The organism is Geomonas limicola (assembly GCF_014193675.1).
In the GTDB taxonomy this organism is placed as follows: Bacteria; Desulfobacterota; Desulfuromonadia; order Geobacterales; family Geobacteraceae; genus Geomonas; species Geomonas limicola.
In genome coordinates this window covers 341894-363331 of the sequence record NZ_BLXZ01000005.1, presented here as the reverse complement: position 1 = coordinate 363331, position 21438 = coordinate 341894, and the positions used below count along the sequence as shown (strand labels likewise).

The window sequence follows — 21438 nt, the reverse complement described above, 5'->3', positions numbered from 1 at the left end:
ATCCTCCTTGACTCCGGCGCATATTACCCGCGGAAAGGACATACTGTCAACACTACCTGTCAGGAAATCACCGAAATAACTCGGCTGCACTCCCCTCCCCCGCCGGAGCCGCAGGTTAACCGGTCTACGCCGTATCCTGTCCGGGAACCGAAAAAAAAAGCCCCGGCAGTGCCAGGGCTTTTTGCGCATCAGTTTACCGCCTCGGTTCAGGCTTCGTCGAACAGCGCCGTGGAGAGGTAGCGCTCGGCCAGGTCGGGGAGGATCACCACGATGGTCTTGCCGGCGAACTCAGGCAGGTTCGCGAGGCGCACCGCGGCGGCCGCTGCAGCACCGCTGGAGATCCCCACCAGGAGCCCCTCCTCGCGGGTCAGGCGACGGGCGAACTCGAGGGCTTCGTTGCTGTCGACCTGTTCGACGCGATCCACCAGCGAGAGGTCGAGGGTATCCGGGATGAAGCCGGCGCCGATCCCCTGGATCTTGTGCGGGCCGGGCTTCAGTTCCTGGCCGGCCAGCTTCTGGGTGATCACCGGGCTCTCCTTCGGCTCGACGGCGACCGCGATGATCTGTTTCCCCTTTTCCTTTTTGAGGTAGCGGGCGATGCCACTGATGGTGCCGCCGGTGCCGACCCCGGAAACGATGACGTCGACCGCGCCCTCGGTGTCGTTCCAGATCTCGGGACCGGTGGTTTTCTCGTGGATGGCCGGGTTAGCCGGGTTCTTGAACTGCTGCGGTAGGAAGTAGCGCTGCGGGTCGGAGGCGACAATCTCCTCGGCCTTGGCAACGGCCCCTTTCATGCCGGCGGAGCCCGGAGTCAGGATGAGCTGCGCACCCAGGGCAGCCAACACCCGACGCCGCTCGATGCTCATGGTCTCGGGCATGGTCAGGGTGAGCTTATAGCCGCGTGCCGCGGCCACGTAGGCCAGCGCGATGCCGGTGTTGCCGCTGGTCGGCTCGACGATCTCGACCCCGGGTTTCAACACGCCGCGCGCCTCGGCATCCCAGATCATGTTGGCACCGATGCGGCACTTAACCGAGTAGGCAGGATTGCGCCCTTCGATCTTGGCGAGCACCGTCGCCTGGGCTCCCTTGGTGACGTGGTTCAGTTTCACCAGCGGGGTGTTGCCGATAGATTGGGAATTGTCTTCGAAAATGCGGGACATGGCGTGTTCTCCTTTCAGATGTGGGTCTCAACCGCGCAAATAGCGAGCCTGGTCGGCAGTTTTAACGAGAGATGTTCTGTATCTTTATATTTATCCTGTGGAGTTGTCAAGTAGAATTAGGTTTTTACTTGACCTGTCTACTGTGTTTTACAATTTCTAGATCTGATAGTCCTCCGTAAAGACCCGGACCTTGCGCGGACGCGCATAGACCCGCTCTCCCACGCTGAGGCTCAACCGGTCGGCAACGTCCCGCGCAAGATCCACCTCGATGCCGTGGCCATCGGTCAAGGCCAGGTTCACCCGCACCAGCGGGCCCACCGAAAGTACGTAACGTACCTCGGCCTCCAGGGCACTCACGTCCAGGGCATCGCGCTCGATCTCGATGTCGTGCGAGCGGACGTAGCCCACCGCCGGTGCATTTCTGGCCGCGGCATGTTCCGGCGTGGCCAGTTCCAATCCCGCAACCCGCGCCTTGCCTTCGTGTACCCTCCCCTGGAACAGGTTCACGTTCCCCAGGAAATCGAAGACAAAAGGGGTGGCTGGATGATCGTACACCTCGGATGGTGTCCCCTGTTGTTCGATGCGTCCCTGGTTCATTACCACGATCCGATCGGCAACTTCGAGCGCCTCCTCTTGATCGTGGGTGACGAAGACGCTGGTGACGTGGATCTCGTCGTGCAGACGCCTGAGCCAGCGTCGAAGCTCCAGGCGCACTTTGGCATCGAGAGCGCCAAACGGCTCGTCCAGCAGAAGTACCTGGGGCTCCACCGCCAAGGCGCGGGCCAACGCGACCCTTTGGCGCTGCCCCCCCGAAAGTTGTGCCGGGTAGCGATCCGCCAGCTGTTCCAGCTGGATCAGCTTCAAGAGGTTGAACACCTTGTCCCTGATGTCCAGTTTCGAGGGGCGCGTTTTCTTCGGCTTTACCGTGAGCCCGAAGGCAATGTTGTCATAGACCGTCATGTGGCGAAACAGTGCGTAGTGCTGAAACACGAAGCCCACCTTGCGTTCCTGGACCTGGCGCGCCGTCGCCTCCTCGCCATTAAAGAGGATGTGGCCGCTGTCCGGGGTTTCCAGGCCGGCGATGATGCGCAGCAGCGAGGTCTTGCCGGATCCGGAAGGACCCAAAAGCGCCACCAGTTCACCGGAGGGCACCGTGAGACTCACCTGGTCTAGAGCGGTGAAACTCCCGAAATTCTTGCTGATACCAACGATATCGATGCTCATGTCTTTTACCTTTCGGAGCCCGGCGTGACCAGGGTTTGGTTAATCTTCCACTCGGCAACCGACTTGACCGCCAGGGTCACCAGGGCCAGAAGTGCGAGGAGCGAGGCGACGGCAAAGGCCGCAGCGTAGCTGTACTCGTTGTAAAGGATCTCGACCTGCAGTGGGATGGTATTGGTCGCACCGCGCACGTGGCCGGAGACCACCGAGACGGCGCCGAACTCCCCCATGGCGCGGGCGTTACAGAGGATCACGCCGTAGAGCACCCCCCACTTGATGTTGGGAAAGGTGACCCGGAAAAAGGTCTGCAATCCGCCGGCACCCAGGGTGAGCGCCGCCTCCTCCTCGTCGCGCCCCTGCGATTCCATGAGGGGGATCAGCTCACGGGCCACAAAGGGAAAGGTCACGAAGACGGTTGCCAGCACGATTCCGGGGACCGCGAAGATGATCTTGATATCGTGGGCCTGCAGCCAGGGTCCCAGCCACCCCTGCAGGCCGAAGATCAGCACGTAGATGAGGCCCGAGACCACCGGCGACACCGAGAACGGGAGGTCGATCAGGGTGACCAGGAAGCTCTTGCCGGGGAAACTGAACTTGGCGATGGCCCAAGCTGCGATGATGCCAAAAAGGAGGTTCACCGGCACGCAGAGGACAGCGGTTATCAGGGTTAGCCGGATGGCGGACAGGGTATCCGGTTCCTTCAGGGCAGCCAGGTAAGCGTCCCACCCTTTCTCCAGCGCCTGGGCGAACACGGCTCCCAGCGGCAGCAGCAGAAACAGCGCGATGAATCCCAGCGCCACCGCCGTCAGCAGCACCCGCACCCAGGCCGGTTCAGAGACATTCGAGCCGTTCTTGCCGTTCGTTCTGTTCATGTTCGCAGCTACGTTCATAAAAACCTCGCATAAACCAATTGGCGATTGACAGTTATTTAACTGGCTGAAAATTGACGGTGGACATTTGACAGTTAACAGCAGAAAAGACTGGTTTGACCGGTGCGGTGCATATCTTTAATCAAAGGTGTCATGCTTCTCGTTGTCAATCGTCAACTGTCCATTGTCAATTGTCTTGTGGCGTTCTTCTCATCGTCAATTGTCAATTGTCAATCGTCCATTGTGTTCCGTCAATTGTCTGCAAACCTGCGGCTCCACTTCTGCAGCATATTGATGGACAGCAGCAGTAAGAAGGAGACCAGCAGCATGACAGTCGCAATTGCCGTGGCACCGGCGTAATCGTACTGCTCCAGCTTGGTGATGATCAAAAGCGGCGTGATCTCGGATTCCATCGGCATATTACCGGCGATGAAGATGATCGAGCCGTATTCGCCGACCGCGCGGGCAAAGGCAAGCGCAAACCCGGTCAGGATTGCCGGCAACATTGTCGGGAACAACACTCGGTAAAAGGTCTGCCAGCGGCTGGCTCCCAGGCAACTCGCAGCCTCCTCGATCTCCTGGTCCAACTCTTCAAGAACCGGTTGCACCGTGCGCACCACGAAAGGAAGGCCGATGAAGATCATGGCAACCATGATCCCCACGGGAGTAAATGCCACCTTGATGCCGAGTGGCTCCAGACGGGAGCCGAGCCAGCCGTTGGCCGAGTAGATGCTCGCCAGGGTGATGCCGGCGACAGCGGTTGGAAGGGCAAAGGGGAGATCGACCAAAGCATCGATTAGCTTTTTGCCGGGGAACCGGTAGCGGACCAGCACCCAGGCCACCAAGACGCCGAACACCCCATTCACCGCCGCGGCAACCAGCGCCGAGCCGAAGGTCACCCGGTAGGAAGCGAGCACCCGAGGTGCTGCCACGGCGGTGACAAACTGATCCCAGCTCAAGGTCGCCGTTTTGAAAAAGAGCGCCGACAGGGGAATCAGCACGACGACACTCAAATAAAAGATGGTGTAGCCGAGCGACGGCCCGAAACCAGGCAGTACCGCATGTTTTCTTCGAAACAGTCCCATAGTCCTTCCTCTAACAACACGCGCCCGTTCCAGCGCCCCCGTCTACTATTCAATAGCCTTCAATCGTCTCGCATCATTTCGTCGTCATTCAACTGCTTCACGGCATTTCATCGTCAACTGTCAATTGCTTCACCTCTTCAATTGCTTCACAAAGATCTGATCAAAGATGCCACCATCGGCGAAGTGGTGCTTTTGGGCCTTGGACCAACCGCCAAAAATGTCGTCGATGGTCACCAGGTTCAGCTTGGCAAACCGCTCGGCATACTTGGCAGCCACCTTCTTGTCGAACGGACGGTAGTAGTGCCGGGCCGCAATTTCCTGTCCCTCGGCTGAATAGAGGAATTTCAAGTACTCCTCCGCCGCCTTGCGCGTCCCCTTCCTGTCCACCACCTTGTCGACCAGCGCCACGGGAGGTTCGGCAAGGATGCTGATCGAGGGAACCACGATCTGGAAGCGATCCTTACCCAGTTCGTTCACCGCGAGGTAGGCTTCATTCTCCCAGGCAATCAGCACATCCCCCATGCCGCGCTGTACGAAGGTCGTGGTTGCCCCGCGTGCCCCGGAATCCAGTACCGGCACATTGCCGTAGAGTCGGGTAACAAACTCCCTGGCGCGGGCATCATTCCCACCCTGCTGCCTCAGGGCGTAGGCCCACGCCGCCAGGTAGTTCCAGCGTGCACCGCCGGAGGTTTTCGGGTTGGGAGTGATCACCTTCACCCCGGGGCGCACCAGGTCGTTCCAGTCGTGGATCCGTTGCGGATTCCCCTTGCGAACCAGGAAGACGATGGTCGAGGTGTACGGAGCACTGTTGCCGGGCAAGCGCCGCTGCCAGTGTTCCGGAAGCAGCCGAGCCTTCATCCGGATCTCGTCAACGTCATAGGCCAGGGCCAGCGTCACCACATCTGCCTCGAGCCCATCGATGACTGCCCTCGCCTGCTTTCCCGACCCGCCATGCGACTGCTTGATCACCAGCGTCTGGGAGGTTTTCTGTTTCCACTGTTTGGAAAAGGACTTGTTGATCTCCTGGTACAGCTCGCGCGTCGGATCGTACGAGACGTTCAGCAGTTCCATCTGCGCCCCAGCCATGGCTGGCAACAGGACCAGCAACGCTACCACGGTGATTGTCCTGATAAGTGCTACCCCTTTATTCATCAGCAGCCCCTTGACGTTCGCTAGTCTATAGTTTTTATAGTCTGAAGCTTCAAAAAAATTAGCGTCTTCCAACGATGAGAGAGTATACCGGATTTTTCGAGGTATACCGCGTCCCGCCTACCTTTGTGCAACCCTCCATTTTTACAAGGATTATCGTACAGCCACCTTGAAGATCAAGGTTGTGAGCCCGACCCTGACTTCTCTTTACCCATTAGCCGACAGACTTTGTGGGCTAACAACTAACATTACACCATTTACGTGTCAAGTTTATTTTTTACTTTCACGACCTTTAAAGTAGGCTTTACCGCATCATCCCTTATATGCCAGTATCTTAGAGGCCGGTACCGGTTATCTCCCCTCGGATACCAATTACCAGCAGGACAGCAATCATGTAGGTACTCTCAGGAGGCCTTTGCACACCACATCAATGTGTTTTAGCTTTTTATTTCTTGACAATATTACTCATTGTATCTAATCTCAGCCCCATTCCAGGTCCAGACGAGGCTGTTTGACTGACAGAGACACGCTGCATCGACTGGTAGTTGGCTGCTGAATGCTTAACAGGAGGGGTTGTGGCAGAAACCAGAAGTGCAGTTAAGTTGGACACCTTGCTGGTCCATGGAGGGAGCGTCCCCGGTCCGGCCGGCGCCACCAAGGCCGCCATCGTGCAGGCCTCCGCATTTGCCTATCAAAGTGCCGAGGAACTGGAAGACATTTTCAAGGGACGGGCTATCGGCCAGGTTTACACCAGGATCGGGAACCCGACGTTGGAGAGTTTGGAGAAGCGGCTCACTGCAGTGGAGGGCGGCATCGGCGGCATCGTCACCTCCTCCGGAATGGCAGCCATCTCAACTGCCGTACTCGCCATCGTCAGAAGCGGCGACGAAATTCTTTCCTCCTCGTCGCTGTTTGGCGGGACCTACTCCCTTTTCAAGGACACCTTTGAGAACTACGGCATCCTTTCGCGCTTCGTAGATCCCGTCGATCTGGACGCGGTGGCAGCCGCGGTCAACGAAAAGACCCGCCTGATCTTCGTGGAAACCATCGGCAACCCGAAGCTCGACGTCCCCGATATCGCCGCCCTCGCCGCTATCGCACGGCGTCACGGCATCCCGCTCATGGTGGACGCCACCGTCTCGACCCCCTACCTGGCGCGGATGAAGGAGTTTGGCGCCGATATCGTCATCCACTCCACCAGCAAATACATAAACGGCACCGCCAACTCCATCGGCGGGGCGATCATCGACTGCGGCAGTTTCGACTGGAACAGCGACAAGTTCCCGCACTTCGCGCAGTTCTACCGCAAGTACCGCAACTTCGCCTTCACCGCCCGCACCCGGAAGCTGATCCACAAGGATATAGGCGCCTGCGCCGCACCGCTCAACGCCTTCCTGCACGGCGAGGGACTCGACACCCTGGGGCTCCGGATGGAGCGCCACTGCACCAGCGCCCTGAAACTCGCACGGTTCCTCAAAGGTCATGAAAAGGTGCAGTGGGTGAACTATCCCGGTCTTCCCGACTCCCCCTTTCACGAGGTGGCGGCGCGCCAGTTCCAGGGGCGCTTCGGCGGTCTCCTCACCTTCGGGCTGGCCGACAAGGCCGCGGCATTCAGGGTCATCAACGCCCTGCAGTTGGCCAAGAACCTCGCCAACATCGGCGACACCAAGACGCTGGTGATCCACCCGGCGAGCACCATCTGTGCGGATTACGACGCGCCGACCAAGGCCCTCATGGGAGTAAGCGAGGAACAGGTTCGCGTGTCGGTGGGGATTGAAGACATCGAGGACATCCTGGAAGACTTTGCCGCGGCACTCGCTAAGGCTTAATTTACTGCACGAGCACCAGACGAATCAGGAGAAGACATGAACCTTACCGTGAACGGAAAAGCAGCGAGCGTCGCCGAGACAGCGACCCTCTCGGTGAACGGGTTGCTGGACGCTTTGAACGTGGCCCAGAAAGAGTACGTAACCGTCGAAGTAAACGGCGACATCGTCGAACGCGAGCTTTTCTCGACAACCACCGTGAAGGACGGCGACACCGTCGAGTTCCTCTACTTCATGGGCGGGGGCGCCCAATGAAGCTGACCGAGGACCAGATCACCCGCTACTCGCGTCACATCCTGCTCAAGGAGGTGGGGGGCAAAGGGCAGCAAAAGCTGTTGAACGGCCGCGTGCTCATCATCGGCGCCGGCGGACTGGGCGCTCCGATCGCCCTCTACCTCGCGGCAGCCGGCGTCGGCACCATCGGCATAGCGGACGCGGACAACGTGGATCTCTCCAACCTGCAGCGCCAGGTGATCCACTTCACCCCGGATATCGGCAAGCCCAAGGTACTCTCGGCCCGCGAAAAGATGATCGCCATCAACCCGGAGCTCAACGTCGTCACCTACGACACCTGGGTCACCGCCGAGAACATCGCCGGGATGATCGCCGAGTACGACTTCGTCATCGACGGCACCGACAACTTCGCCGCCAAGTTCCTGATCAACGACGCCTGCGTCCTGGCCGGCAAACCCTACTCCCACGGCGGGATCCTCCAGTTCGACGGCCAGACCATGACGGTGCTGCCGGGTCAATCCCCCTGTTACCGCTGCATCTTCCCGGAACCGCCCCCCAAGGACGCCATCCCGACCTGTTCGCAGGCTGGCGTCATCGGGGTGCTGCCGGGTGTCCTGGGCACCCTGCAGGCGACCGAGGCGATCAAGTACCTGTTGGGAGCCGGCGACCTCTTGACCGGGCGCCTGCTTACCTACAGCGCGCTGCGCATGAAGTTCCGGGAGATCCCGATCAAGCAGAGCGCCAAGTGCCCGATCTGCGGCGAGCACCCCAGCATCAGCGAACTTAAGGACGAGGTCGACGCCCTGACCGTGTGCGACCTGGGGCACTGACATGCTGACCATACCAGAAGCGATCCACCGCGCGGTCCTCGAGCACGCGCGTCAGGGGTTTCCCCTGGAAGTCTGCGGCATCCTGGGTGGAACCGATGGCTGCGTCAAGAGCCACTTCCCGATGACCAATACCGATGCCAGCAACGAACACTTCACCATGGAACCCAGGGAACAGTTCTCCGTGGTGAAGGCGCTGCGCGCCGAGGGTCAGGAGATGGTCGCCATCTACCACTCGCACCCGGAGTCTCCGGCCCGCCCCTCCGAGGAGGACATCCGGCTGGCGTTCACCCCCAACGTCTACCACCTGATCGTGTCGCTTTTGGACCGGGAGCAACCGGTCGCCAAGGCCTTCTCCATCAGTGACGGGGTGGTCGAAGCGGCGGAAATCACTATCGCTGCGGGGTAAGTTGGGAAACGCTGAGGTGACGCCAAAACCAGGGGGACCGGCACCTGCGAGCCAGTCCCCCCAGAAATGACCATTATCTTTCATGACCAGGAGGGCACCACGTGGCCAACCCGAAAATCGATCTGAAAAACCTGAAAGCCGGCGGCTTCATCAAGGAGCGCGGCAAGGACCTCTTCACGGTCCGCCTGCGCGTCCCGGGCGGCCGGCTCGCGGTGGACCGGCTGGCGAAAATCGCCGAGGTCGCCCAGAAGTACGGCAAGGGGTACGTGCACCTGTCGGTGCGCCAGTCCATCGAGCTCATCAACATCAACTTCGCCGACTTCGACCAGGTGGTCGCCGAACTGGGCGAGGAGCAGCAGAAGGTTGCCTCCTGCGGCGCCCGGGTGCGCGTCCCTACCGCCTGCGGCGGCTGCGAGTACAACCCCAACGGCCTGGTGGACACCCAGGCCTCGGCCCTCGAGGTGGACGCGAAGCTCTTCGGCACCGCCACCGGCCACCACAAGTTCAAGGTCTGCTTTGCCGGCTGCCCCTTCGACTGCCCCAAGTCGGCCATCAACGACGTCGGTTTCCAGGGTGCCATCTGGCCCACGCTCGACGCCGATGCCTGCATCAGCTGCGGTCTGTGCGCCAAGTCCTGCACCGAGGGGGCGCTCGCCATGGGCGAGGACGGCAAACCGGTGTTCAGCGCAGAAAACTGCATCTACTGCGGCGACTGCGTCAAGGTCTGCCCCACCTCGGCCTGGCAGGTGGCCAAGCGCGGCTACTCGGTGCGCATCGGCGGCAAGTGGGGGCGCCGCCCCCTGATCGGCACCCTCTACGCGACCTTCCTCCCCGAGGAGAAGGCGGTAGATTTCATCGCCACCGTACTCGCCTGGTACCAGGAGAAGGCCGAAGGCGCGGGCCGGGTCCGCCTGGGCGACATCATCCACAAGGAGGGGACCGCGTCCCTGCTCGAGAGGCTGCGCGTGGATTTCCCGGAGTACATCCTGGCGAGCACCATCCCGCCGCAGATCGTCGACACCCAACTCCCGCTCAAGGGGTAAGGATAAGGAGAACAGATGGAAACGGTAGACCTGCGTGGGGTGACCTGCCCTACCAATTTTGTGAAGGCAAAGCTGGCGCTGGAGGACATCGAGGTGGGAGAGACGGTGGAGTTCCTGCTGGATGACGGCGAACCGGTGAAAAACGTGCCGAGAAGCCTCAAGGCCGACGGGCACAAGCTCCTCGGTCTGAAAGAAACTGACGGCTACTACGTGTTGACCCTGGAAAAGGGAGAGTAGCCCCTCCCCTTTCCCGAACGGCTGTTCCCTTGGGTCCAGGTGACCCTGAAGGCGGCGGCAGCAGCGAAGGAAGCAGTAGCCATGTCAGTCACAGCTGAAAAAAAGCGGGTTCTGGTAGCCATGAGCGGCGGCGTCGACTCCTCGGTCAGCGCCGCGCTTTTAAAAGAACAGGGACACGAGGTGATGGGGGTGTCGCTGCAGCTCTACGAGCGCCCCGAGTCGGCACCGACCGGCGGGCGCACCTGCTGCTCGCTTACCGACGTGCTGGACGCGGCCCGGGTCGCCAAGCGTCTCGGCATCCCCTTCGAGGTGATCGATCTTCGCCAGCGCTTCAAGGAACTGGTGATGGACAACTTTGTCGAGGAATACCGCGCCGGCCGCACCCCCAACCCCTGCGCCCGTTGCAACGAGAGGATCAAGTTCGGCATCCTCTTCGAGATGCTCGCCGGGCTGGGCGCCGACCTCCTGGCCACCGGCCACTACGCCCGCATCGAGCGGGATCCCCGGGGAATCTTTCAGCTCAGAAAGGGGCTCGACCCCGGCAAGGACCAGACCTACTTCCTCTTCGGGATGCAGCAGGAGCACCTGGCCCGCACCATCTTCCCGGTGGGTCACCTGGAGAAACCCCGGGTGCGCGAACTGGCCGAGCGTTTCAACCTCCCCACCGCCCGCAAGCAGGAAAGCCAGGAGATCTGCTTCATCCCCGACGACGACTACGTCCGCTTCCTGGAAGATAACGGGATTCCCGCGCGTGCCGGAGAGATCGTGGACGCCGCCGGCACCCGCCTGGGGAGCCACGACGGCATCCACCACTTCACGGTGGGGCAGCGCCGCGGCCTGGGGATCGCCTGGCGCGAGCCGCTCTACGTCACCTCGCTCGACGCCGGGACGGCCCGCGTCACGGTCGGAGCGCGCCCGGAACTCCTGCGCAGCTCCCTTCTTGCCGACCAGTGCACCTGGACTGCCGGCCCGTTGTCCGGCGTCTTCGAGGGGAGTTGCGCCATCCGCTACCGGCAGAAGCCCTTCCCCTGCACGGCAGAGCTTTTGGCGGACGGCCGGCTCAAGGTCGAGTTCCGGGAACCCCAGCACTCGGTGACCCCGGGTCAAGCCGTGGTACTCTACGACGGCGACCGCGTAGTCGGCGGAGCCTGGATCCTCCCGGGTGCACCCTAGCCTCGGTGTTGCGTAAGCCTCGGCCCGGTGGCCTTTGCGAAGGCTCGCCCCGGTTGACCGTAGCCTTTAAAGAGATTCAACCCAGCCGCCTAAACGAGGCGGCCTTGACCACCGCGTAGATCTCGCTGCGCGCCTGGATGGCCAATTCGTCGGCCGCCTGCACCACCACCTCGGCCACCAGTTTGCGGCCGCCGCAGCCAAGTTCCACCCCGACCTTGTTCCCCGAGGGAAAGGTGTCCAGCACGGTGCACTTCAAGAGGTTCCGCGCGCTGATCGCCTCGGGGTGCTTCTTGAAGAGGATGATGTCCCGCGAGGAAAGCTCGAAGACGGCACGCGGGGCATCGTCCCCCGCGGAAACGAAGAGTTCCGTATCACCCCACCGGTAGGCGTACAGCCCCCCCAGCCTCCGCTTCAACTCCACGTCCAGGAGATTTATGTACCCCACCTGACTCTGCCCCATGCGCTGCCGGGCGAGCTGTTCCGGCGTCATCTGGCCGGTAATGCGCCCCCCCGCCACCGCCAGCACCTTTTCCGTCATGAGGCGGACCTCGATGAGCGAGTGCGAGATGAACAGGTAGGGGATGCGAAACTCCTCGCTGGCGCTCTTCAGGTAGGTGATGATCTGAAACTTGAGCGAGTCGTCCAGCGCCGAGAGCGGCTCGTCCATCAAGAGCAGCCGGGGGTTGGCGAGGATGGCACGCCCCAGGGCCACCCGCTGGCGCTCACCGCCGGAGAGCCGGTTCACCCCTCGCTTCAAAAGCTCCTCCAGCCTCAGCACGCCGATCAGGGTCTTGAAGTCGATGCTGCGGTTTTCCGGGGCACAGCGCCGGTAGCCGTAGAGCAGGTTCGCCTCCACGTCGAGGTGCGGGAAAAGACAGGCGTTCTGGAACACGATCCCCACCCGGCGCCGCTGCGGCGGGAGGTCGATGCGCCGGCTCGAGCTGTAAAGGCACTCGCCGTCCAGCCAGATCTCCCCGGCGTCGGGCTGGGCCAGCCCCGCCAAGAGACTCACCAGGGTCGACTTGCCGCTGCCGGACTGGCCGAAAACGCCGATCGCCTCGCCGCTCGTCGTGAAGTCGGTTTCAAGGTCGAAGGCACCGAAGCGCTTGGTTACCGCCATCCTGAGTTCCATCTCAATCCCTCCGGGAAAGTCTGCTCCCCAGCGCCTCGTGGCAGAAGAGGACCAGGACGGAGAGCGCCACGGCCACCAGGCAGAGTGCCAGCGCGGCACGCTCGCTGCCGGGGGAACTCGCGTAGTCGTAGATGGCCAGGGGAATGGTCTGGGTGACACCGGGGATGTTGCCGGCGATGATGATGGTGGCGCCGAACTCCCCCAGGCTGCGGGCCAGCATGAGCGAGGACCCCGCCAGGATGCCGCGCACCGAAAGCGGCAGGATCACGGTGAACAGGGTGTCGATGCCGCCTGCCCCCAGGGTGCGGGAGGCCTGGATCAACTGCGGGTCGATCCCCTCCATGCCGATCCGGATCGAGCGCACCAAAAGCGGAAAGCCGACCACCGCCGAAGCGAGCACCGCCGCCTTCCAGGTAAAGATGAGCCTCAGGCCAAAAAGGTCGCACAGGGGCGCCAGGAAACCGTTTCTCCCCAGGGAGATCAGGAGCAGGTAGCCGATCACCACCGGCGGCAGGGTGAGCGGCAGGTTGACCAGCACCTCGAGGATGACCTTCCCCCGAAAGGTGCGATAGGTGAGCAGGTAGGCATAGAGAAAGCCCAGGGGAAGGCTCAGCGCGGTGGCTACCACGGCGACCTTGATGGAAAGCGCAATGGCGCCGAAATCTGCAGGGGTGAGTGTCAGCATCGAGGAAGATCCGCCTTTGCCTGGCAAAGCGTTGTCCGTGCCGGTCGGCAGGAAACTCGTTGATATCACAATCGGAGCAGAAACACAAAAAAACCGGCACCACGAAAGCGGGATGCCGGTTCTTTTTTCGGAGTCAGCCGGTGAATCAGAAGCTGTAGGCCAGTTTCAGGGAGAAAAGGTGCGCCTCGGAGTCGGGCTGGAAGGCCTGGTTGTTCTGGATCACGGCACCGGGATTGCCGGCCAGCCGGGAGGTCGGGACCTTGTCGGATTCGCCGAAGCGCATCCCTTCGTATTCGACACTCAGCGCGAACGCCCCCCGTTTCACCCCCGCCTCGGCAAACGCGGAGGGGAGCGACTTGGGCTCGGTCACCACGTCGCTGTACCCTGCAGAGGCCAGGCTCACGTGGTTCCTCGTGTACAGCGGCATCAAGAGCCCGGCCTTGGCGAATACCGTGCTCTCCCCGATGGCGACGTCGGAGCCTACCCCCACCTTGGCGTAAATGGTGTTCCAATCCTCCCCGGAGCGGGTGCGGATCCAGAACTTGTGCCCCATCCCCACGAAGGGTTCGACGGAGAAGCCGGCAGGCAACGGGAGCCGGATCCCCAGGGAGCCCTCCTCGCGGGTCCCGAGGTAGGAAGTATCGGAATCTATCTTGGTGGTATTGGTGAGATCGTGACCGTCGTAGTTCAGATTGCCACCCCAGACCTCTGCCAGTTCGGCAAGCTTCAGCCCAGCGACCTCCCCCTGGTGCGCGACACCAGCCCCGAACATAGCGCCGGTCTCCTTGACGAAGCTGGCACCGTTCAGCTTCTCGTCCCAGGTAAAATAGCCGGACTTGAGATACACCGAAACCTCCCCGGCCTGCGCCACCGTGGATCCACCTATCAGCACCAGGAAAAGTGCTACGGCAAAAAGCAGCGAACTGAAGCGTGTATCGGAAGCGTTCATGACTGTCCCCCTTGTCGGCAGTTACCCGGGGGACTTCAACTTCCACTCCAATTCCGAACATTTTCCTGCAAAGAGCGCTAACCCAGTGTGATGCCGGTCCTTTTCACCTCCGTAGCGGGGTTGTCTTGAAAACCTCTATCAGAACCCTCCTGCCGTCTGCCTGCACACCCGCCGCCCCTCGCCGCGGCCCTACCATACGAAATTCCAGAGACTTACCCCCGCTCGTCCCAATCCGGGCCACCGCCAGATTTTGCACAGAGCGCCCCACGCACCAGGCCATGGACGCACCTTAAAATGGTTGACAAGGTATTGGCGCATCTATATCTTTGCATTAGTTAATATGCCACTGTTTATGTATGTTGTGTAACTGAGAGGTTACTGTACTGGCAGAGGCAGGGTCTTGAGGCAACCAGAGAGAGTTGCCGCCAGGGGGATTGTTACCGTTATGAGAGAAGCGCCACCGATGGGAACACCGTCGACATATGCGCCTGCACGCAGACTACTGCCGCATCGCATCGGGACCGGTACGCCTTTTCTCCCGTGTTCCCCTGCTGAGGTGTGTTCTTTGGAGGGGCACCATGGGTAAAGGGGTGATGTCCAGGCTGCTGGCGCTCTCCATCGGTGCGCAGATCAGCCTCATGGCCCTGATTCTGGTTCTGCCGACAGCCGGCATCATCCTCGTCTCGGGTCTCAGACTCCGCGAAGCCGCCATGAACGCCGCCGCGCAAGAAATTCGCAGCATCACCAACGTCATCGCCAACGAGCAGCAGCAGGCCGCCGATTCCGCCGAACAGCTTTTGAAGACCCTCGCGCAACTCCCGGATATCCGAAGGCACCGGGGCGAGAAGACCCGAGCGATCCTGCGCGATATCCTCAGCACCAACCCTGCCTACCTGAACATCTCCGCGCTGGACCTGGACGGTACCGTCTGGGCCTCGGCCATCACCAACCAGCAGGTCTCGGTAGCCGACCGGCGCTACTTCCGCAACGCCCTGGCCAGCGGGCAGTTCTCCTCGGGTGAGTACATCGTAAGCCGGATGGCAGGGCGCCCCACCCTCAACCTGTGCTACCCCTACCAGGATGCCACCGGGACCCTTTTGGGTGCCCTCACCATCGCCTTCGACCTGGACCGGTTGGCTCACGCGGTGCCCCAGCCACAGGGAGACTCCTGCCGCTACGTCCTTTTGGATCACCGCGGTGTCGTTCTGGCACGCAGCTATCCCCCCGAGGGGAAGCTCGGCACCTCCGACCCGCCGGGAGCCCTGGCGCGCATGCAGGGGACCGAGGACCAGGGGTTCTTCATCGCCACGGGTGCCGACCATGCCGAGCGCGCCTTTTCCTACCGGCGGCTCACCCTGAAGGGAGAGTCCCGTCCCTACCTCTATGTCCGCACCGGCGTCCCGGTAGCGACCACCCTCGCCCAGGTGAACGCCATGCTGGGACGCAACCTGATCCTGTTCATCTCAAGCCTCACCTGCGCCCTGGGGGTGGCCTGGCTCATCGGCAAGCACTCCATTGTGAACCGGGTCGCGGTACTGCGTGCCGCGTCGCAACGCCTGGCCGATGGCGACCTGAAGGTCCGGGTTTCCAATCTGCTGGTCGGGGGGGACCTGGGGCAGCTGGGGAGGAGCTTCGACGAGATGGCGCAACAACTCGAGGCGCGCGAACGGGAGCGGGACCTGGCCGAGCAGGCGCAGCGCCGCTCCGAGAACCGCTACCGGTCATTATTCGAGAACTCCCTGTTCGGGATGGTGGCGGTGGGGCCCGACAACCGGTTTGTCCGGGTCAACGATACCTTTTGCCAGCTCCTGGGCTACCAGGCCGACGAACTGGTCGGCGTGATGGATTTTCTCCAGGTCACCCACCCCGACGACCTACCGCTCAGCCAGCAGATGCATTCGGCCATGGTGTGCGGAGAGGTGCCGCGCTACACCCTCGAGAAGCGCTACCTCACCAAGGGGGGGGACGTGGTGCACGTGGTTCTCTTCGTCGAGCGGATCCCCAGCGAGCCGGGACACTGGGACGGCAATACCGCCTGCATCCTCGACATCACCGAGCGCAAGGAGAACCAGGAACGCATGCGGCTCTTCTTCGAGCGCCAGGTGGTGGGGATGGCGATCACCGGCCCCGACAAACGCTGGCTCCAGACCAACGCCAGGCTGCAGCACCTCTTGGGGTACAGCGCCCAGGAACTCTCCGAGAAGTCCTGGGAGGATCTCACCCACCCCGACGACCTGGAGAAGAGCCGGGAATACTTCGACCTGATGCTTACCGGGGAGATCGACGAGTACGTGATCGAAAAGCGCTACCTGCGCCGCGACGGGTCCACCTTGTTTTTCATCATGTCCATCGGCTGCGTGCGCCGCTACGACGGCAGCGTCGACTACGTCCTGGCGCTCTACGACGACATCACCGACCGCACCAGGGCCGAACAGGAGATCCTGCTGTTGCAGTCCTGCCTCGAGCAGCGCGTCCAGGAGCGCACCGCGCAGCTCGAGCGGGCGGTCGCCGAGCAGGAGGCCTTCAGCTACTCGGTCTCCCACGACCTCAGGAGCCCGTTGCGCCATATCAACAGCTACCTCGCCCTGTTGCAGGAGGAGTCCGGCCAGCAGCTCCCCGAGGCGGCGCTCGACTTCCTGCGGCGCTCGCGCCAGGCGAGCATCAAGATGGGGCACCTGATCGACGACCTTTTGGAGCTTTCCCGGGTAAGCCGCTCCAAGCTCGTGAAGCAGACCGTGAACCTCAGCGCACTGGCAGCGGACATAACAGCGTCGCTGCGCGAGAGCGACCCGGCGCGCCGGGTCGAGGTCGAGATCACCCCCGGCATCAAGGCGCTGGGAGACAAGATCCTCTTGGGGCAGGTGCTGGAGAACCTTTTGGGGAATGCCTGGAAGTACACCGCGCGCCGCGAGGGGGCCAGGCTCAGCTTCGGCACCACCCTGACAGGCTCCGGCCGCACCTTCTACGTCCGGGACAACGGTGCCGGTTTCGACATGGCCTACCGCGACAAGCTCTTCGGGGCCTTCCAGCGCCTGCACGGCGAGGAGTACGAAGGGACCGGCATCGGGCTTGCCACCGTGAAGCGGATCATCGACCGCCACGGCGGCGAGGTCTGGGCCGAGGCCGCCCCGGAGGCCGGTGCCACCTTCTACTTCACCCTCCCCTGATGGGCGCACAGGTGATTCAACCTTCCAGCCAATGGTAACTACTTGCTGTAGCCTTAGTGTGCTACAATCGGTCAGCGGAGGTGTGAGATGAAAGAGGCGATTGTTCGTTCAAGAATCGATGCGGCTAAAAAGGTGGAAGTTGAGGCAATTCTTGGTGCACTGGGTTTATCGACAAGTGACGCAATCCGGTTGTTCATCAACCAGGTCATCCTGGAAAAGGGGCTTCCTTTCAAAGTAAAACTTCCCGAGGAGGCTTCCGAAGCTCATGACGCGTGGTTCAGGCGACAAGTGGAGAGCGCTGTCGCCAAAGCGGACGATCCGGAGACCGTCTTTACTCCACACGGTGACGTGATGAAACGCTTCAACAGTGAGCAAGGGGACAGGCGCACCAAGAAGAAGGGGATTGTTTCTTGAATGTCGAATGGCTCCCCCGTCTATCGAGTAGTTCACGGCAGGTACCAGGTCCTCAGAATACCTCACTCTTCGCTCAATTGGCCCACCACGTTTAAATAGCTGCGTCATCCATTCAATTTCCATACTCGTTTCCTACCGGCTTCCCAGGTTTTTCGGGCAGCTACGGCCGTTCTGTTGCTAGCTCTTGCCGGCAGCACCCGGTCATGCCCTCCTTGCTTCCCACACTCGCCGCGTAGGATTGGATCTCCTTTCGATTTTCCTTAGTTTCTGTAGGAGTGTAAGATTTATCCTAAAGCACTTTACCCCTTCTGCCGAATTGCAACTCAACAAAGGCACCCGGTGCCGGCACATTCAACAAGGGGGTTTCACATGCGTTATCTGATTCTGCTTTTCACTCTCCTGGTCTTCTCCGCTTCCACCGTCCTCGCGAGCGAGGCGCCCACCAAGGCAGACGCCAAGGCCATGGTCAAACAGGCCGTAAGCTTCTACAAGGCCAACGGTAAGGAGAAATTCTTCTCCGAGGTACGCGGCTCCACCGGCAAGTTCCACTTCCAGGAAGGGACCAAGAAAGGGCTCTACATCTTCGTCTACGACGAGAAAGGTACCGTGTTGGCCCACGGGGTGCGTCTCGAGCTGACCGGCAAAAACCGCTGGAACGACAAGGACCCGGACGGCAAGCACTGGGTGCGCGACTGGACCGAACTGGTGCAGAAAAGCGGCAGCGGCTGGACCACCTACAAGGAATACAACCCCGCCGACAAGAACAAGATTCTGGACAAATCCTCCTTCGTCGAACTGGTCGATGGCATGGTCATCGGCTGCGGCATCTACGGCAAGTAGCCCGCAGGCCCCCGAAGCCCTCAGCTTCGGGGGCCCCGGTGCCGGGTGAGCAAGGCTCGCAGCCTGCCGAGGAACAAAGGAGAAGCCCGTGAAGATAAACCACAAGATAACGTTGTGTATCGTTGCCATTTCGGTGGTGCTGACCGTCGCGCTCACCATCAGCTCCATTCTCGAGGTACGCACCCTGGGGTCCCGCTCCCTCAAGGACAAGGGATCCAGCCTCGCCATGATGACCGCCGAGGTGCTCAAGCCCGCAGTACAGTACAGCGTCAAGGAAGATGCCGAAAAGGTGCTCGGCCAGTTGGTGGGAACCGATGCCGATGTCAGTGCCGTGGCGGTGGTGGTCCAGCCGCCTAAAGGGGACCTGGCCGTCATTGCGCAGAAATCCGCCAAGGGGTACGAGTCCCTCAAGCTGGATCCCCAGCTAAAACGCCTGGCGGCTCACCCGCCGGCCCAGAAGACGGACACCGCCTATCTCGAAACGGGCTCCCTGAGCTACCTGGCCGTCAAGGTGGATGTGACCGCCAACGACCAGCTGCAGAACGCCTACCTGCTATTGGCGGTGAACGACACCCGCATCTCGCAGGTCCTCGCACGCAATGTGGGGGTCATGGTGGGGTTGGGACTGATCCTTTTGGTGGTCGGCGCTCTGGCCGCGCTGGTGGCCTCCAAGGCGCTCACCAAACCGCTCAAGGAGGCAGTCAGCGTGGCTCACGCACTTTCCGAGGGTGACCTGCGCATCCAGGTGGTAGCCAAGAGCAGCGACGAAGTCGGCCAGTTGATGGTAGCCATGGCGGAGATGGTGACGAACCTGCGCCTGGTGATCTCCCAGACCGTGCAGATCTCCAACGAGATTGCCGAGGCGTCCTGCCAGTTGCACGGCACCTCGGCCCAGATCGCCCAGGGTGCCGAGAGCGTGGCGAGCCAGACCGAAGTGGTCGCCACGGCCAGCGAAGAGATGTCCGCCACCAGTTCCGAGATTGCCAGCAACTGCACCTTGGCGGCCGACGCTTCCCAGAACTCCACCAACGCAGCGAGCGCGGGGGCACGCGTGGTTCAGGAGACCATCGCCGGCATGAGCATCATCGCCGAGCGGGTCACCCAGACCTCCCAGACCATCCAGGCTCTCGGTTCGCGCTCCCAGCAGATCGGCGAGATCGTGGGGACCATCGAGGACATCGCGGACCAGACCAACCTGCTCGCCTTGAACGCTGCCATCGAGGCGGCCCGTGCCGGCGAGCAAGGGCGTGGTTTTGCCGTGGTTGCCGACGAGGTGCGGGCCTTGGCCGAGCGCACCACCAAGGCGACCCGCGAGATCAGCGAGATGATCCGGGCCATCCAGAACGAAACCGCCGAGGCGGTGAAAGCCATGGAGGACGGAGTGCGCGAGGTGGAACGCGGAGCCGTTTCCTCGCAGCGTTCCGGCCAGGCCCTGGACGACATCCTGAGCAAGATCAACGAAGTTGCCAACCAGATCCACCAGATTGCCACCGCCGCCGAGGAGCAGACCGCGACCACCTGCGAGGTGACCACCAAGGTGCAGCAGATTACCGATGTAGTGGCCCAGACCGCAACCGGCGCCGTAGCCACCGCCGAAGCGGCCGCCCAGCTCTCGCGGCAGGCCCAGGATCTCCAGGGCCTGGTAAAGCGCTTCCAGCTCCCCTAGCCTGTCGTTGCAGCGACGGAGATCAAAAAAAAGAGGCGGCCCCACAGCGGGGTCGCCTCTTTTTTCCTTTGAGTCCCCAACATTCAGTCCACGAAGCGCCACAGCCCGTCGCACGTCCCCCACGTCGCACAAGGGGGAACAGGGCCCAGGCTGCCAGGCGACACACGCCAACAGGGCCAGGCTGCCACGTGACACCCGCCACGCCTGGACGAAAGTCAAAGAGAACCTGATTAACGTCCATGTCCCGCTCGCCCCAAAGCCCCCTCCCCTTCAAGGGGAGGGTCGGGGTGGGGATGGGTCAAACACAGGCACGGCGTATATCCAACCCCGTCATCCCCAGGTGAGAGGCGCACTCGCAGAATGGCAGAGAAAAAAAGAGGCGGCCCCGCTAGTGGGGTCGCCTCTTGTCATTCATTCCGGTGCCGGTGTCACCTTTCCCGGCGCCTCTTAGTATAGACCGCCAGGGCCAGGACACCCGAACCCAAGAGCAGCATGGAGCCAGGTTCCGGGACCGGTGCGGGAGCCGGGGGGGGCGGCGGGGTCAAGTCGCAGACCGATACCTCGTCCAGGTACTCGTACCCCGGGTCATCCCGGAAGGAGAACTCCAGCAGCGAGGTGGTGGAGGTCGCGGTGATCTCGTACACGTACTCGATCCAGGCGGGGGAAGTGTTCCTGGTGTTGCGACGGGTCAGCAGGTGCTCACCCTCGAAACTCGCGGTGAACAGGTTGGCGGCAGGCGCGGACCGGTGAAAAGGATTGAATTTGTCGCTCTTAGGTTCCAGGAACCAGAAGGAAATCTGATAGGTATCGCCGACGATGGTGTTCAGAACCTGGGAAAGCGTTCCGTTCGACCCCACCGGCCCGAGGGCCGCCGCGAAGTTGCCGTCGTGCAGCACCGTCGATTCGACCACGGTAGCGCCGGAGTTCCCGGAGTGCGTCCAACCGGCAAAACTGCCGTTTTCGAAACCGCCGTTGGTAACCAGGTTGGGGAGCGCCAGAGACGCAGGGACGCCGAGCGCTAAAAGCCAGGCCATCGTCATTACCAGGATTATCAGATGTTTTCGCATAAATACTCCGCTGCCACCCGATCTGCTGCGTTATCACCTGACATAAATAAAGCAATATACTTGCCAGAGTTTTTTAACTGTGAATTCAGTAAGTTCCAGCACAGTGTGTCATCGGCGTCACACCGATAAATGTAAAGGAATCCGTCAACTGTCGGGATTATTTACAGTGTCGCCGCTCCAGAAAAACGCGGCACCCCCTCCCCTTTAGCCACAGGGATCGAACCTTTCACACCTATCGTAGCTTTCGACTGCCCCATCATGACCGGGGCAGCACCATCCGGGTTC

20 protein-coding genes are annotated in these 21438 nt (G+C 61.5%); 11 read left to right on the top strand and 9 right to left on the bottom strand.

Features of this window, described 5'->3' with window-relative positions; all coding sequences use genetic code 11:
• Nucleotides 1-206: 206 nt before the first annotated feature.
• The 5 genes from cysK to H7688_RS14235 form a co-directional block, all read right to left on the bottom strand.
• Nucleotides 207-1160 carry a cysteine synthase A gene (gene cysK, locus H7688_RS14255; protein ID WP_183361828.1) on the bottom strand — a complete coding sequence of 318 codons (954 nt, stop codon included), beginning with the start codon at nt 1158-1160 and terminating at the stop codon, nt 207-209.
• Between the two features lie 156 nt (nt 1161-1316).
• On the bottom strand, nt 1317-2384 hold the full coding sequence (locus tag H7688_RS14250; protein WP_183361827.1) for a sulfate/molybdate ABC transporter ATP-binding protein: 1068 nt from the start codon (nt 2382-2384) through the stop codon (nt 1317-1319).
• A gap of 5 nt (nt 2385-2389) precedes the next feature.
• A complete protein-coding gene (gene cysW, locus H7688_RS14245) occupies nt 2390-3253 on the bottom strand; it encodes a sulfate ABC transporter permease subunit CysW (RefSeq protein ID WP_183361826.1) in 864 nt (287 codons plus the stop codon).
• 248 nt (nt 3254-3501) lie between these two features.
• The gene (gene cysT / locus H7688_RS14240; RefSeq protein ID WP_183361825.1) at nt 3502-4335 is read right to left on the bottom strand and encodes a sulfate ABC transporter permease subunit CysT; all 834 of its coding nucleotides are present in this window, start codon (nt 4333-4335) and stop codon (nt 3502-3504) included.
• A gap of 129 nt (nt 4336-4464) precedes the next feature.
• The gene (locus H7688_RS14235; protein WP_183361824.1) at nt 4465-5487 is read right to left on the bottom strand and encodes a sulfate ABC transporter substrate-binding protein; all 1023 of its coding nucleotides are present in this window, start codon (nt 5485-5487) and stop codon (nt 4465-4467) included.
• 572 nt (nt 5488-6059) lie between these two features.
• Between H7688_RS14235 and H7688_RS14230 the strand changes: the two genes are divergently transcribed.
• From H7688_RS14230 to mnmA, 7 genes are all read left to right on the top strand, one after another.
• Nucleotides 6060-7313: an O-acetylhomoserine aminocarboxypropyltransferase/cysteine synthase family protein gene (locus H7688_RS14230; RefSeq protein ID WP_183361823.1), complete on the top strand. Its 1254-nt coding sequence runs from the start codon at nt 6060-6062 to the stop codon at nt 7311-7313.
• Nucleotides 7314-7349: 36 nt separating this feature from the next.
• The gene (gene thiS / locus H7688_RS14225) at nt 7350-7565 is read left to right on the top strand and encodes a sulfur carrier protein ThiS (protein ID WP_183361822.1); all 216 of its coding nucleotides are present in this window, start codon (nt 7350-7352) and stop codon (nt 7563-7565) included.
• The gene (locus H7688_RS14220) at nt 7562-8374 is read left to right on the top strand and encodes a HesA/MoeB/ThiF family protein (RefSeq protein ID WP_183361821.1); all 813 of its coding nucleotides are present in this window, start codon (nt 7562-7564) and stop codon (nt 8372-8374) included. Before thiS ends, H7688_RS14220 begins: the two co-directional genes overlap by 4 nt.
• Nucleotide 8375: 1 nt before the next feature.
• Nucleotides 8376-8780 carry a M67 family metallopeptidase gene (locus H7688_RS14215; protein ID WP_183361820.1) on the top strand — a complete coding sequence of 135 codons (405 nt, stop codon included), beginning with the start codon at nt 8376-8378 and terminating at the stop codon, nt 8778-8780.
• A 101-nt stretch (nt 8781-8881) separates the two neighbouring features.
• On the top strand, nt 8882-9823 hold the full coding sequence (locus H7688_RS14210) for a ferredoxin-like domain-containing protein (RefSeq protein WP_183361819.1): 942 nt from the start codon (nt 8882-8884) through the stop codon (nt 9821-9823).
• Between the two features lie 15 nt (nt 9824-9838).
• Nucleotides 9839-10060 carry a sulfurtransferase TusA family protein gene (locus H7688_RS14205; protein WP_183361818.1) on the top strand — a complete coding sequence of 74 codons (222 nt, stop codon included), beginning with the start codon at nt 9839-9841 and terminating at the stop codon, nt 10058-10060.
• A 45-nt stretch (nt 10061-10105) separates the two neighbouring features.
• The gene (gene mnmA, locus H7688_RS14200; RefSeq protein WP_281379487.1) at nt 10106-11233 is read left to right on the top strand and encodes a tRNA 2-thiouridine(34) synthase MnmA; all 1128 of its coding nucleotides are present in this window, start codon (nt 10106-10108) and stop codon (nt 11231-11233) included.
• A 76-nt stretch (nt 11234-11309) separates the two neighbouring features.
• On the opposite strand, the gene modC is transcribed toward mnmA, so the two are convergent.
• The 3 genes from modC to H7688_RS14185 form a co-directional block, all read right to left on the bottom strand.
• Entirely contained in the window at nt 11310-12365 is a 1056-nt protein-coding gene (gene modC / locus H7688_RS14195) for a molybdenum ABC transporter ATP-binding protein (protein WP_183361816.1), read from the bottom strand.
• Nucleotide 12366: 1 nt separating this feature from the next.
• Complete coding sequence (gene modB / locus H7688_RS14190) at nt 12367-13050, bottom strand: molybdate ABC transporter permease subunit (RefSeq protein WP_183361815.1); 684 nt, start codon at nt 13048-13050, stop codon at nt 12367-12369.
• Nucleotides 13051-13195: 145 nt separating this feature from the next.
• Nucleotides 13196-13999, bottom strand: coding sequence for a hypothetical protein (locus H7688_RS14185; RefSeq protein WP_183361814.1), 804 nt, complete (start codon nt 13997-13999; stop codon nt 13196-13198).
• 578 nt (nt 14000-14577) lie between these two features.
• Between H7688_RS14185 and H7688_RS14180 the strand changes: the two genes are divergently transcribed.
• The 4 genes from H7688_RS14180 to H7688_RS14165 all read left to right on the top strand — a co-directional run bounded on the left by H7688_RS14180 (nt 14578) and on the right by H7688_RS14165 (nt 20086).
• The gene (locus H7688_RS14180; RefSeq protein WP_183361813.1) at nt 14578-17166 is read left to right on the top strand and encodes a PAS domain S-box protein; all 2589 of its coding nucleotides are present in this window, start codon (nt 14578-14580) and stop codon (nt 17164-17166) included.
• Between the two features lie 87 nt (nt 17167-17253).
• Nucleotides 17254-17580 carry a type II toxin-antitoxin system RelB/DinJ family antitoxin gene (locus H7688_RS14175; RefSeq protein ID WP_183361812.1) on the top strand — a complete coding sequence of 109 codons (327 nt, stop codon included), beginning with the start codon at nt 17254-17256 and terminating at the stop codon, nt 17578-17580.
• A gap of 369 nt (nt 17581-17949) precedes the next feature.
• Complete coding sequence (locus H7688_RS14170; RefSeq protein ID WP_183361811.1) at nt 17950-18420, top strand: cache domain-containing protein; 471 nt, start codon at nt 17950-17952, stop codon at nt 18418-18420.
• Between the two features lie 88 nt (nt 18421-18508).
• Nucleotides 18509-20086: a methyl-accepting chemotaxis protein gene (locus H7688_RS14165; RefSeq protein WP_246329812.1), complete on the top strand. Its 1578-nt coding sequence runs from the start codon at nt 18509-18511 to the stop codon at nt 20084-20086.
• A 428-nt stretch (nt 20087-20514) separates the two neighbouring features.
• Here H7688_RS14165 and H7688_RS14160 read toward each other — a convergent pair whose 3' ends face one another.
• Nucleotides 20515-21153 carry a carbohydrate binding domain-containing protein gene (locus H7688_RS14160; protein ID WP_183361925.1) on the bottom strand — a complete coding sequence of 213 codons (639 nt, stop codon included), beginning with the start codon at nt 21151-21153 and terminating at the stop codon, nt 20515-20517.
• Nucleotides 21154-21438: the final 285 nt, after the last annotated feature.